Annotated in this window: 14 protein-coding genes and 1 tRNA gene; 9 read left to right on the forward strand and 6 right to left on the reverse strand. The window is 69.7% G+C overall.

Annotation, left to right across the window (positions count from 1 at the left end):
• The first annotated feature begins 151 nt into the window (after positions 1-151).
• From ACBY01_RS00005 to ACBY01_RS00020, 4 genes are all read left to right on the forward strand, one after another.
• Entirely contained in the window at positions 152-487 is a 336-nt protein-coding gene (locus ACBY01_RS00005) for a hypothetical protein (protein ID WP_416458687.1), read from the forward strand.
• A gap of 168 nt (positions 488-655) precedes the next feature.
• On the forward strand, positions 656-1,096 hold the full coding sequence (locus ACBY01_RS00010; protein ID WP_416458688.1) for a phytanoyl-CoA dioxygenase family protein: 441 nt from the start codon (positions 656-658) through the stop codon (positions 1,094-1,096).
• Positions 1,097-1,121: 25 nt separating this feature from the next.
• The gene (locus tag ACBY01_RS00015) at positions 1,122-1,349 is read left to right on the forward strand and encodes a phytanoyl-CoA dioxygenase family protein (RefSeq protein ID WP_416458689.1); all 228 of its coding nucleotides are present in this window, start codon (positions 1,122-1,124) and stop codon (positions 1,347-1,349) included.
• A gap of 9 nt (positions 1,350-1,358) precedes the next feature.
• Positions 1,359-1,727, forward strand: coding sequence for a low molecular weight protein tyrosine phosphatase family protein (locus ACBY01_RS00020; RefSeq protein WP_416458690.1), 369 nt, complete (start codon positions 1,359-1,361; stop codon positions 1,725-1,727).
• Here the strand turns inward: ACBY01_RS00020 and ACBY01_RS00025 are convergent.
• Complete coding sequence (locus ACBY01_RS00025) at positions 1,662-2,123, reverse strand: DNA cytosine methyltransferase (protein ID WP_416458691.1); 462 nt, start codon at positions 2,121-2,123, stop codon at positions 1,662-1,664. The two genes, ACBY01_RS00020 and ACBY01_RS00025, sit on opposite strands and share 66 nt — an antisense overlap.
• A gap of 128 nt (positions 2,124-2,251) precedes the next feature.
• On the opposite strand from ACBY01_RS00025, the gene ACBY01_RS00030 reads away from it, so the two are divergent.
• Positions 2,252-3,208 (forward strand): tyrosine-type recombinase/integrase, encoded by a 957-nt coding sequence (locus tag ACBY01_RS00030; RefSeq protein ID WP_416458692.1) that lies wholly within the window; start codon positions 2,252-2,254, stop codon positions 3,206-3,208.
• 49 nt (positions 3,209-3,257) lie between these two features.
• Here ACBY01_RS00030 and ACBY01_RS00035 read toward each other — a convergent pair.
• The 5 genes from ACBY01_RS00035 to ACBY01_RS00055 all read right to left on the reverse strand — a co-directional run bounded on the left by ACBY01_RS00035 (position 3,258) and on the right by ACBY01_RS00055 (position 7,538).
• Positions 3,258-3,332, reverse strand: a tRNA-Glu gene (locus tag ACBY01_RS00035).
• A 75-nt stretch (positions 3,333-3,407) separates the two neighbouring features.
• A complete protein-coding gene (recJ, locus tag ACBY01_RS00040; RefSeq protein WP_416458693.1) occupies positions 3,408-5,171 on the reverse strand; it encodes a single-stranded-DNA-specific exonuclease RecJ in 1,764 nt (587 codons plus the stop codon).
• Positions 5,172-5,215: 44 nt separating this feature from the next.
• Positions 5,216-5,902 carry a prolyl hydroxylase family protein gene (locus ACBY01_RS00045; protein ID WP_416458694.1) on the reverse strand — a complete coding sequence of 229 codons (687 nt, stop codon included), beginning with the start codon at positions 5,900-5,902 and terminating at the stop codon, positions 5,216-5,218.
• Positions 5,903-5,986: 84 nt separating this feature from the next.
• Positions 5,987-6,898: an RcnB family protein gene (locus ACBY01_RS00050; RefSeq protein ID WP_416458695.1), complete on the reverse strand. Its 912-nt coding sequence runs from the start codon at positions 6,896-6,898 to the stop codon at positions 5,987-5,989.
• A 103-nt stretch (positions 6,899-7,001) separates the two neighbouring features.
• The gene (locus ACBY01_RS00055) at positions 7,002-7,538 is read right to left on the reverse strand and encodes a (2Fe-2S)-binding protein (protein WP_416458696.1); all 537 of its coding nucleotides are present in this window, start codon (positions 7,536-7,538) and stop codon (positions 7,002-7,004) included.
• A gap of 96 nt (positions 7,539-7,634) precedes the next feature.
• On the opposite strand from ACBY01_RS00055, the gene ACBY01_RS00060 reads away from it, so the two are divergent.
• From ACBY01_RS00060 to ACBY01_RS00075, 4 genes are all read left to right on the forward strand, one after another.
• A complete protein-coding gene (locus ACBY01_RS00060; RefSeq protein WP_416458697.1) occupies positions 7,635-8,432 on the forward strand; it encodes a DODA-type extradiol aromatic ring-opening family dioxygenase in 798 nt (265 codons plus the stop codon).
• A 78-nt stretch (positions 8,433-8,510) separates the two neighbouring features.
• Entirely contained in the window at positions 8,511-8,741 is a 231-nt protein-coding gene (locus ACBY01_RS00065) for a hypothetical protein (protein WP_416458698.1), read from the forward strand.
• A 72-nt stretch (positions 8,742-8,813) separates the two neighbouring features.
• Entirely contained in the window at positions 8,814-10,415 is a 1,602-nt protein-coding gene (locus ACBY01_RS00070) for an alpha-amylase family glycosyl hydrolase (RefSeq protein WP_416458699.1), read from the forward strand.
• On the forward strand, positions 10,415-11,422 hold the full coding sequence (locus ACBY01_RS00075; protein WP_416458700.1) for a glycosyltransferase family 4 protein: 1,008 nt from the start codon (positions 10,415-10,417) through the stop codon (positions 11,420-11,422). The genes ACBY01_RS00070 and ACBY01_RS00075 overlap by 1 nt, the downstream gene beginning before the upstream one ends.
• The last annotated feature ends 87 nt before the right edge of the window (positions 11,423-11,509 follow it).

An 11,509-nucleotide genomic window follows, 5' to 3' on the forward strand; every position in this document is an offset into this window, starting at 1 on the left:
GGAGGGATGCCCCGGATATGGCGTTCACCAGAATGGCGGCGTAAACCAACAGGGTATAGCTTAGCTCAGCCGCCAAACTGTCCAGGAAGGTGGGACCACCTCAGTTGGCGACCATTTGCCGACATCCGGGCCGCGTGGCAGAATGCTTCTTATGTCCCTCGCACTCGCTCTGCTCGCCTCTGCCGCTCAAGTCGCGACCGGCTCCTCGACAGACACGATGGACTTCTCTCGTAGCTATGTCGTGTGGATCGCCACGGATCGTGGACGATGCACGTTTTTCATGACTGATGCCGGAGAGGACGCCGACCAGCTTACCGAGACGTTGCGGCAAAACTACAACGCATCCGCTGGGATTGAGATACTGACGGATAGTGACACGCCCCGCCGATGCGTCGCCAAGGCGGAGAAAGCGGTCAAGCAAGCTGGCTTCTCTCTGTTTCGTGTGCGCCGGGGCACGGACGCGGATCGCTCGCCGGGCATCCCGTAAAGTCCGCTATCCACCACCTCAAGCCGCCCCGACCTTTGACCTAACCTGCCGAAGCGGCCGTCAGACCGACATTACCGAATGGCGAAAGCTGGGGAAGCCAATGGGCATCCTGAACGTCCGGGTGTGGGTGGGTCGACGCCGAGAGTAGGTCGGGCTAGCCTCAGCCTCATGCTTGCAACCGTCTGCCGCTCCGCTGACCTCACCCTCAACGATGATGGAGCCCAGCTGTTCGCGCAAGCTCTGGACGAAGCTGCGTGCGGTCGCCTCGATACTGCCTTGGCCGCGCTGCCGACGAGCAGACCGGGTGTGCGGATAGGGGAAGGGCGGCAGTTGCAGCCCTTCCTCAGTTACGCCGGATCGATCGGAGCGATCGCGGCTTCCGTACTCGGAGAACAGGCTCGCCCCGTACGTGCGATCCTGTTCGATAAAACTGCGGAGCGGAACTGGGCGCTCGGCTGGCACCAGGACCGTACGATCGTGGTGAAGGAGCGTGTGGACACGGAAGGGTACGGGCCTTGGACGGTCAAGTCCGGGCTGATCCAGGTGGAACCGCCGTTCGAGATCCTCGAACGCATGGTGACGCTGCGCGGTGCACCTGGATGCGGTTGACGAGCGTAACGCGCCCCTCCGCATCGTGCCCGGCTCGCACAGGCTGGGCCGCCTGCCCGAAGCCGAGATCGAGCGCGTAGTGGCGGCATTCGGCGAGCGGCTTTGTCTCGCCGAGCGCGGTGACGTCTGGCTGTACGCCACGTCGATCATCCACGCCTCGCTAGCCGCCGATCCGCCGCGACGGCGCCGCGTGCTCCAGGTCGACTTCTCGGCCGACGCGACGCCAGGTCCACTCGCCTGGCGCGGCGTGTAGGGGCTAGGATTGAACCGTCCCCGCATCCAGACGGTGCTGTTTGTGTGCAGCCAGAACAGGCTGCGCAGCCCCACCGCCGAGCAGGTGTTCTCGGGCCGGCAGGACCTGGAGGTGGACTCTGCCGGCACCAATCACGACGCCGACAACCCGCTCACGGCCGAACTGGTCGCGTGGGCCGACGTGATCTTCGTCATGGAAAAGGCGCACCGCAGCAAGCTGCAGCGGCGCTTCCGGGCGGCTCTCGGGGGCAGGCGCGTGATCTGCCTAGACATACCGGACGACTACGAGTTCATGCAGCCCGAACTGATCCGGCTATTGGAGATCAAGGTGAGCCGCCACCTGCCTGCGATGCCAACGACGCAAGAGCCAGAGACTTGATCGATCGGCTCGACATCGCGAGTGAGCTGCCTCGCTGTTCGGCTTGCCGCGGCCGCCTGGCGTCGCCTTCTTCAGGCGCTCGATCCAGTGGGGCACGACGTGCGCCAGGTCGCGGATGTTCTTGTCGCGCGGCTTGCCGCCCTTCGCCTTGCTGTGGTGCTTGCAGTCCGGCGAGAACCAGACGAGCGCCACCGGCCGCCCCTCGGTCGCGTCGAGCGGGTCGATCGACAGGATCGACTGGCAATAGTGGCGCGTGTCGGGGTGGTTGGCCGCGTGCACCGCGACCGCCGCTTCGTCGTGGTTGATCGCGACGTCGACCGGGCGGCCGAACGCGGCCTCCAGCCCGGTCGAGGCGCCGCCGCCGCCGGCGAAGTTGTCGATGATGAGGGGGAGCATCAGTTGAGCACCTCGTATTCTTTGATGTCGAAGGGGCTGCCGGTGATCGTCCAGCGGCACCCGCCGCGCCCGTCCGCAGCCCAGCCGGGAGGGGTCTGGGCACCGTCATCGCAGGCGCCGATGCCGCCGTGCGCCAGCCGCGGGAGGATGCGCTTGCCGACCGCGTCGGCCGGCAGGTAACCGGGGTTACCTTCGCGGCACTGGTGGCCGCCTACCGCGCCAGCGGCGAGTTCCGCACGATCCCGTCGCCGAAGACGCGCGCGAACCGCCTGCGCTACCTCGACCTGATCGCGAGCGAGCACGGCCATCGATCGGTGAAGGCGTGCCGGCCGAGCGACGTACGCAAGATGCGCGATGTCTACGCCGACACCCCGGGCAAGGCGAACAACTGGCTCGCGACGTTCAAGGTGTTGATGGCCTTTGCCGCGCTCAACGACTGGCGCCGCGACAACCCGTCGACCGACGTGCGCCTGCTGCCGATCGGTGAGCACGAGCCGTGGCCGGCGGACATCCTCGCCCGCGCGCTGTCGCTCGCCTCGCCGATGCTGCGCCTGGCGCTGATCACCGGCCTGTGCAGCGGCGCGCGGATCGGCGACGTCATCCGCATGCGCCACGACTGGCACGACGGCCGGACGATGCAGTTCACCGCCGCCAAGAACAAGGCGATCGTCGCGGTGCCGATGCACCCGCTATGGCTGGAGGAGATCGAGAAGACGCCGCGCAGGGGCGTGACGCTGCTGTTCGACCGCTCGGGCAAGCCGTTCAGCGATCCCAAGATCGTGCAGGAGCGCGTCCGCCGGCTGATGGAGGACCTCGGCTCGCCGACCTACCTCAGCAACGGCCGTCCGCGCGGGTACAGCTTCCACGGCCTGCGCAAGAACGCAGCCTGCTACCTGAAGGAGCTCGGGCTCAACGACGACCAGATCGGCTCGATCTGCGGAATGACCCCCGACACCGTCCGCCACTACACCAAGCGCGCCCGCGCGCTGATGGTCGCGCGCACCGCGGCGGATCGGATCACGAGCGGCGACGTGCTGCTGATCGGCCACGCCAGCGCCGCCAGCCGGGGGGACGGCGATCCCTGAAAGGGGGGACGCCGGGAAATCGCCACCAGAATGTGCTGATATTCCAGCGTGGTGACCCCTACGGGACTCGAACCCGTGTTTCAGCCGTGAAAGGGCCGCGTCCTAACCACTAGACGAAGGGGCCGTTGCCGGTCGCGGCGAACTAGGGAAAGGACGGCGCGCGGTCAAGCGGTGTTTGCGCTTTTTGTTTCGGCTTCGCTCAATCAGCCCAGGCGGCGTCCTCGACGTGGAGTTCGGCTGCCGGGCGGCTGCCCCAGTCGTCGATCTTGGCGCGGCCGGCGAGCCACAGCCGGCGGTGGGGCGGGGCGCCGAGCAACGCCATCCCCAGCGGCGTGTCGGCCTGGCGGAAGGCCACCGCCTTCAGGCTGCGACCGTCGTCGCCGGCGACGGTCAGGCGGACGTGGCCGTTGCCGACCGTGTCGGCGCGGATCACGCGCACCGGGCCCGCGGCGACACGCGGGGCGGGCCAGCCGACGCCATAGGGGCCGCCGACCTCCAGCGCCTCGACCAGCATCGGGTTGACCCCGCCGGGGGCGAGCACCGCGTCGAACAGCAGCGCTCGCTCGCCGCGCGCGCGCTCGACCGCGTCGGCCAAGCCGGCGTGGAGGAAGTCCGCAAGGGCCGGGATCTGGTCTTCGGCGACCGTCACGCCGGCTGCCATCGCGTGGCCGCCGCCCGCCTGCAGCAGCCCGCTGTCTTTCGCCGAGAGGATCGCCGCGCCCAGGTCGACGCCCGCGATCGAGCGGCCCGATCCCTTGCCGACGCCGTTCTCGTCGATCGCGATCACCAGCACGGGGCGGCCGAGCTTTTCCTTCAGCCGCCCGGCGACGATGCCGATGACGCCGGGGTGCCAGCCGCGGCCCGCGACCACCGCCACGCCGCGCTCCGCCTGATCGGCGCAGCGCTGCTCGGCTTCGGCCTGGACCGCCGCCTCGATCGCGCGGCGTTCCTCGTTCAGCCGGTCGAGTTCCTCGGCGATGCTGCGCGCCTCGTCGCGGTCGCGGGTGGTGAGCAGCCGGACGCCCAGGTCCGATCGGCCGACGCGCCCGCCGGCGTTGATTCGCGGGCCGAGTGCGAAGCCGAGATCCGAGCAGGTCGGCGCGCGCGTCAGGCGCGACGCCTCGATCAATGCGGCGAGGCCGGGGTTGCGGCGTTGCGCCATGACCTTGAGTCCCTGCGCCACGAACGCGCGGTTGAGCCCGCGCAGTTGCGCCACGTCGGCGACGGTGCCGAGCGCCACCAGGTCGAGCAGCTCGATCAGCTTGGGCTCGGGCCGGTCGGCGAACCAGCCGCGCGTGCGCAGCGTCCGCAGCAGCGCGGCTCCGAGCAGGAAGGCGACGCCGACCGCTGCGAGGTGGCCGTGCTCGGCGCCCTCGCGCTCGTCCATGCGGTTGGGGTTCACCAGCGCGTGGGCGTAGGGGAGGGCGGCCGCGCATTTGTGGTGATCGACCACCACCACGTCGACGGCAGCCTCGCGCGCCGCGTCCAGCGCCTCGAACGCCTGCGCGCCGCAGTCGACCGTCACGATCAGGCTCGCGCCCTCCCGCTGGAGGCGGAGCAGCGCGGCGCCGGAAGGTCCATAGCCTTCGGTCATGCGATCGGGGATATAAGGCCGCGGCTCGATTCCGAGCTGGCGGAGCAGCAGGATCAGCAGGGCGGCGGACGTGGCACCGTCGACGTCGTAGTCCCCGAAGATCGCGACCTGCTCATTTGCCTGGACCGCATCGGCGAGGCGGGCGGCGGCCTTGTCCATGTCGCGGAAGATCGACGGGTCGGGCATGAAGCCGCGGATGCTGGGGTTGCGGTGCGACTCCAGCCCCTCGCGCGGACAGCCGCGTGCAAGCAGCAGCTGGGTGACGAGGTCGTCGGGCGCGAAATCGGCGTCGCACGGATCGGCGGCGAGGCCGCGCCAGCGCCACGGCTGGCCGAGGATCGAGCGGTGGACGTTGAGAACGGGACGCATGCGGCGCGCTTACGCCAACCACCCGGCGAAGGGAAACGCCGCCGCTACTGCCACTTGACCCAGGGGCGCTCGCGGAACCACTTGGTGATGATGTATTTGGTGCCCCGCACCACCGCCAGCCCCTCGTGCAGCGTCGCCTTGTTGGGGCTGCCGTCCGGGCTCATGTTGTTCCAGGCGACCAACTGACCGGCGGCGGGCTTGAAGCGGACGCCGGCCTGCGGGAACCAGGTCGCGCCGCCCTGCTCGACGACGTTGAGGAACACCATCGCGGTCCAGGTGCGCTGGCCGCCCTGTTCCTCCATGTACGCCCAGTAGCTCTCGCCCTCGTGGAAATAGTCGTGGTGGGCGCGGAACTGCTGTCCCGGCGCGTAGCGCTGGCCCTGCATGGTCTCGCCGAAATGGTGCTCGATGCCGAGCAGGTCGGCGATGCGCTCGTCGAGCGGCCGGATGTCGGGCGACCAGCGATCGAGATCGCAGCTGTCGCTGGTGCGGAAATTGGGGTCGTTGGTCTCGGTGAGCAGGGTCGAGCGGCGGCTGCCCGCGTCGATGGTGCGCATCAGCATCGTGCATTCGTCCGGCGAGAGGAACTCGGGATGGACGAACATCTGCGCCGCCTCGGTCTTGGCGGCGCGGACCTGCGGATTGGCGGAAAGCCGGTCTCCGACCCGGCTGCCGAACGCGGCGCGGACGGGGGAAGGGGAGCCATGCGGGCGGTTCGATTGCACCTTCATGGCCCCGATCCTTCGAGCAAGGGAGAGGCGAACGCAAGGGGGCCCGGCAGTCGCCTGCCGAGCCCTACTCACGCTCCGACGCCGTTACCAGAAGAGGTCGTACACCACGTCGACCACCTCGCCGCTGTCGAGATCCACTAGCAGCGCGTCGTTGTAATAGCGGATCCAGCGATAGGGGCCGTCGGCCGGCGGCAGCCGGTAGGAATACGGATCGTTGATCCAGTACCCCGAACCGTAGAGCATCGATCCCAGCGTCAGCCCCACGGAGAACCGCCGATAGCCGTAGTGGTAGCCCGACGGCGGATAGTAGCGCGGCAGGCGATAGACGGTGCGGTTCGCCTGGCGATAGCCGTTCCAGTCGTAGCGGCGGTCGTTGCGCCAGCTGCGGCTCCAGGCGCGGCGATCGTTCCAGTCCTGCCGCTGCCGCGCCTCGTCGCGCCAGCTGCCGTTGCGGTCGTAGCCGCGATCGGGTCGCCGGCCGTCGCGGTCGAGCCAGCGGCTGTCGGCTTCGTAGCGGCTGCCGCGCCGGGGATCGCGGCCCTCCCAGCCGCCGGGGCGGGTGGGCTGCGGGCGATCCCGCTCGACGCCCGGTCGGCCGCCGGGGCGCGTCTCCGCCCGATCCGGCCGCGGATCGGGGCGGCGGGTGCCGTCCTGCCAGCGCTGCGGCGTATCCGTCCGGTTCCAGTTGCGCGATCCGTCGGGACGTCCGCCGTCCGGCCGTGTCTGACGACGCTCGCGCTGGAAGTCGCGCTGCGGCTGCTCGCGCCGTTGCGGCTGCGCCTGCTGCTGTACGTTCTGATAATCGCGCTGGGGCATCTGCGGGCCGCGCTGCTGTCGCTGCTCCGACCAGCGCTGCCGCGGCTCGGCCCGGGGCTGCCGCTGCGGACCTTCGTTCTGGTAGTTGCGCTGCGGACGCGGGCCACGCTCCTGCGCCAGCGCCGAGGCCGGGACCAGCGCGCTGGCCGCCAGCAATCCCATCAACACCCATTTGGTCACTGCCGCTCTCCCCAACCGGATGCACCGGTGATTTCGATGTTCCGTCTTTGCGCTGGACGGGATGAGCGATGGCTGAATTCGGGTGTCAGCCGCCAGAAAGGAATTAGCGGGGGGTGAGAGCCGGGACCGTCCGCGCCGCCTCCTGGGCGTCGGTGCCGGGCTTGGGCGCCGCCTCGATCGTCTCGTCGCCGCGGGCGAGCCGCGCGGCACGGCGCACCGCTTCGGCAAGGCGTGGCTGGATGCCGCACCGGCACAGGTTGGTGAGCGCCTCGGCGATCTGCGCGTCCGACGGATCGCGGTTCTCGCGCAGCAGCGCCGCGGTCGCCATGACCAGCCCGGGGATGCAGTAGCCGCACTGGCCGAGGTTGGAGGCGAGGAAGGCCGCCTGCACCGGATGGCTGCGATCGCGCGACAGCCCCTCGATCGTCGTGACGAAGGTGCCTTCCAGCGCGCCGATCGTCACCTGGCACGACCGCACCGCCGCCCCGTCCACGTCGACGGTGCACGCACCGCATTCGCCGACGCCGCAGCCGTATTTGGTGCCGGTCAAGTTCGATGCGTCGCGCAGCGCCCAGAGCAGCGGCGTCTCGGGATCGAGCCGATATTCGACGGGCTGGTTGTTGACGGTGAAGCGGGTCATGCCGCCGCGATCCTTAGCCGAGCCGATCGCGCCGCGAAACGACCTGTTTCGCCCCGTGTGGTTGCGAAGGCGTAACGGCACCGCGACATCCCAGCCATGACCTTACCCACCCTGTTCGTGCCGCACGGCGGCGGCCCCTGCTTCTTCATGAACCCCGGCGCGGAGCCCGACCCGATGTGGCGGCCGATGCACGACTATCTGGCGGGGCTGATCGACAGCCTTCCCGAACGGCCGCGCGCCATCCTGATGGTTTCCGGCCATTGGGAGGAGGCGGCGGTGACGCTGCATCATGGCGACGGCCAGCCGCTGCTGTACGACTATCACGGCTTTCCGGCGCACACCTACGCGCTGCAATGGCCGGCAAGCGGGGCGCCCGATGTCGCCACGCGAGCGGGGGAACTGCTCGCGCAGGCCGGCTTCGCCACGGGTATGGAACAGACGCGCGGCTGGGATCACGGCGTGTTCATCCCGATGATGGTGGCCGTACCGGGTGCCGACATTCCGGTGGCGCAGATGTCGCTGCGCCGGTCGCTCGATCCCGCCGAACATCTTGCGATCGGCCGCGCGCTGGCGCCGCTCCGCGACGAGGGCGTGCTGATTCTGGGTTCGGGCATGAGCTTCCACAACCTGCGCGAGCGCGGCAGCCGAGTGACGCCGGCGACGGACCGCTGGGACGCGGCGCTCGCCGATGCGGCGACCGACCCCGATCCGGCGGGGCGAATGGCGCGGCTCGCCGACTGGGAGTCGCTTCCCGAGGCGCGCTATGCTCACCCGCGCGAGGAGCATCTGCTGCCCTTGATGGTGGCGGCGGGCGCCGGCGGCGAGGACCCGGCGCGGGTCGACTGGCGCGGGGAGGTGCTCGGCTGGACCGTCTCCGCCTACCGCTTCGGCTGAGGCGCGGCGCCGGACACGCCGAACGCGCAACCCTGTCAGCCGCCGCTCGTTGGATGGGCAGCAGACAGGAGAGCGATCATGGCGAAGGACGACACCCGCATGCACGGCGGCAACACGCCGGGCATGACCCCCGACCGTGGCCACGAACGGCACGAGGATCCCGTCGCGAAGGGCGATGCGATCGGCACCGATCCGGGGACTCCGCGCGAGGGCGACCAGCGTGACGCCGACGCGGCCGGCAGCACCACCGACCGGGAGCAGGACAGCGCGCTCGGCGGCCATACCGCGACGAAATCGTCGGGCGAGTGACGGGTCGGCGGCAGGCGGACGCTTCGCCTGCCGCCCGGCCGCAGGATGGACGACGCAGCGTCGAGGGAGCCGATGGCAGGTGCGCGGCCGTGGTGGGAAGCCGCCACCATCTACCAGATCTATCCGCGTTCGTTTCAGGACAGCGACGGCGACGGTATCGGCGACTTGCGCGGCATCGTCGCGCGGCTCGACTATCTGGTCGAGCTCGGCGTCGACGCGCTGTGGCTGTCGCCGATCTTCCCCTCGCCGATGGTCGATTTCGGCTATGACGTCGCCGACTATTGCGACATCGATCCGCGCTTCGGCACGCTGGCCGACTTCGATGCGCTGCTCGCCGCCGCGCATGCGCGCGGCCTTCGGGTGCTGCTCGATTTCGTGCCCAACCACAGTTCGGACCAGCATCCCTGGTTCGTCGAGAGCCGCCGCGACCGTGCCTCGCCCAAGCGCGACTGGTACCTCTGGCGCGACGCCGCACCCGATGGCGGCCCGCCCAACAACTGGATCAGCGACTTCGGTGGACCGGCGTGGGAGTGGGATGCCGCGACGGGGCAATACTACTCGCACGCCTTCCTGAAGGAGCAACCCGACCTCAACTGGCGCAACCCGGCGCTGCGTGCGGCGATGCTCGACGTGCTGCGCTTCTGGTTCGCGCGCGGGGTCGACGGCTTCCGCATCGACGTGCTGTGGCACATGATCAAGCACGCCGACTTCCCGGACAATCCGGTCAATCCGGCATACATCCCCGGCTCGGGCGAGAAGAACCGCGTGCTCCAGCTGCACTCGACCGATCAGCCGGAAGTGCACGCGATCGCTGCCGAGATGCGCGCCGTCGCCGAGGAATATGCGGCGGACGGGCGGGAGCGGGTGCTGATCGGCGAGATCTACCTGCCGGTCGAGCGGCTGATGACCTATTACGGCGTCGAGCAGCGGGGGGTGCACCTGCCGTTCAATTTCCAGCTGATCGAGGCGGGCTGGGACGCGGCCGATCTCGCCTATCGGATCGCCGAGTACGAAGCGGCACTGCCGCCCGGCGGCTGGCCCAACTGGGTGCTCGGCAACCATGATCGCGCGCGCGTCGCGACGCGGGTGGGCGAGGCACAGGCGCGGGCGGCGGCGGTGCTGCTGCTGACGCTGCGTGGCACGCCGACGCTCTATTACGGCGACGAGCTGGGGCTCAGCGACGTGGCGATCCCGCCGGGTAAGGCGGTCGATCCCCAGGAACTGCGCGAGCCCGGCCGCGGCCGCGATCCCGTGCGCACGCCGATGCCGTGGGACGGCGGGGCGGGGGCGGGCTTCACCACCGGCCGCCCGTGGCTGCCCCTCAACCCCGATCGCGCGACCCGCAACGTCGCCGCTCAGCGCGGCGACGGCGGCTCGCTGCTGACGCTGTATCGACGGCTGCTGGCGCTGCGCCGAGCCACGCCCGCGCTGTCGGTCGGAAGCTGGCACCCCGTCGTGGCGGAGGGCACGCTGCTCGCCTACGAACGGCGCGAAGGCGATACGCGGCTGTTGGTGGTGCTCAACCTGGGCGCTATGCCGCTGCGCATGACCGTGCCGGAATGGGCGGCGGGGTTCGGCCCGCTGCTCTCGACGCATGTCGAGCCGGCTGTGCCGATCGATGGAACGTTCGACGTGAGGGGGAACGAAGCGATGATTCTGGGGGCCGCCGCCTGATGCGAATCGCGATGCTGGCGCCGATCGCATGGCGCACGCCGCCGCGGCACTATGGTCCCTGGGAACTGGTCACCAGCCTGCTGACCGAGGCGCTGGTCGCCCGTGGCGTCGACGTGACGCTGTTCGCGACGCAGGACTCGATCACCGCCGGCACGCTCGCCGGGGTGGTGCCCGCACCCTATTCGGAAGACCCCGCGATCGATGCCAAGGTGTGGGAGTTCCGCCACCTGTCGCACCTGTTCGAGCGCGCCGCCGAGTTCGACCTGATCCACAACCAGGCCGATTTCCCGGCGCACGCCTTTTCGCGGCTGGTCGACACGCCGATGGTGACGACGATCCACGGCTTCTCGTCGGACCGCATCCTGCCGATGTACACGCCCTATCAGGAGCGGGTGCACTATGTCGCGATCAGCGATGCCGACCGGCATCCGGGGCTGCGCTATGAGGAGACGATCCACCACGGCATTCCGCTCGACGACTTCCCGTTCGATCCGGCCGGCAGCGACGACCTGCTGTTCTTCGGCCGCATGCACCCCGACAAGGGGCCGCACGAGGCGATCGCGGTCGCGCGGGCGACCGGGCGGCGGCTGCACATGGCCGGGATCGTCCAGGACGAGCGCTACTGGCGCGAGGAGGTCGAGCCCGGCATCGACGGCCGCCAGGTGCTCCACCACGGCGCGGTCGGCGGCGGCAAGCGCACGGCGATGCTCGGTGAGGCGCGTGCGCTGCTTCACCTGATCGACTTCGACGAACCCTTCGGCCTGTCGGTGGTGGAGGCGATGGCGTGCGGTACCCCGGTGATCGCCTACGCGCGCGGGGCGATGCCCGAACTGATCGAACATGGCGTCACCGGCTTCCTGGTGGACGACCTCGACGGCGCGATCGAGGCGGTGGCGCGGATCGGCGAGATCGACCGCGCCGCGTGCCGCGCCCGGGTCGCATCGCATTTTTCGGTGGAGCGCATGGCGGAACGCTACGAGGCGCTGTACCGCCGCATCCTCGGCTGACCGCTGACACCCGGCGCAATAATTCGCACCGGCAGCATTTCCCTACTTGTGACGTTGTATCATTGCGCTGTAAGGAGGCCCTTCCGT

This window comes from Sphingomonas mangrovi (assembly GCF_047975845.1).
Taxonomy (GTDB): Bacteria; Pseudomonadota; Alphaproteobacteria; order Sphingomonadales; family Sphingomonadaceae; genus Sphingomonas.

Bases quoted from the DNA above. Each gene is read 5' to 3' on its own strand.
- ACBY01_RS00060 (WP_416458697.1), top strand. From the start codon at position 7,635: ATGACCTTACCCACCCTGTTCGTGCCGCACGGCGGCGGCCCCTGCTTC.
- ACBY01_RS00005 (WP_416458687.1), top strand. From the start codon at position 152: ATGTCCCTCGCACTCGCTCTGCTCGCCTCTGCCGCTCAAGTCGCGACC.
- ACBY01_RS00025 (WP_416458691.1), bottom strand. From the start codon at position 2,123: ATGCTCCCCCTCATCATCGACAACTTCGCCGGCGGCGGCGGCGCCTCG.
- ACBY01_RS00010 (WP_416458688.1), top strand. From the start codon at position 656: ATGCTTGCAACCGTCTGCCGCTCCGCTGACCTCACCCTCAACGATGAT.
- ACBY01_RS00055 (WP_416458696.1), bottom strand. From the start codon at position 7,538: ATGACCCGCTTCACCGTCAACAACCAGCCCGTCGAATATCGGCTCGAT.
- ACBY01_RS00070 (WP_416458699.1), top strand. From the start codon at position 8,814: ATGGCAGGTGCGCGGCCGTGGTGGGAAGCCGCCACCATCTACCAGATC.
- ACBY01_RS00065 (WP_416458698.1), top strand. From the start codon at position 8,511: ATGGCGAAGGACGACACCCGCATGCACGGCGGCAACACGCCGGGCATG.
- recJ (WP_416458693.1), bottom strand. From the start codon at position 5,171: ATGCGTCCCGTTCTCAACGTCCACCGCTCGATCCTCGGCCAGCCGTGG.
- ACBY01_RS00075 (WP_416458700.1), top strand. From the start codon at position 10,415: ATGCGAATCGCGATGCTGGCGCCGATCGCATGGCGCACGCCGCCGCGG.
- ACBY01_RS00045 (WP_416458694.1), bottom strand. From the start codon at position 5,902: ATGAAGGTGCAATCGAACCGCCCGCATGGCTCCCCTTCCCCCGTCCGC.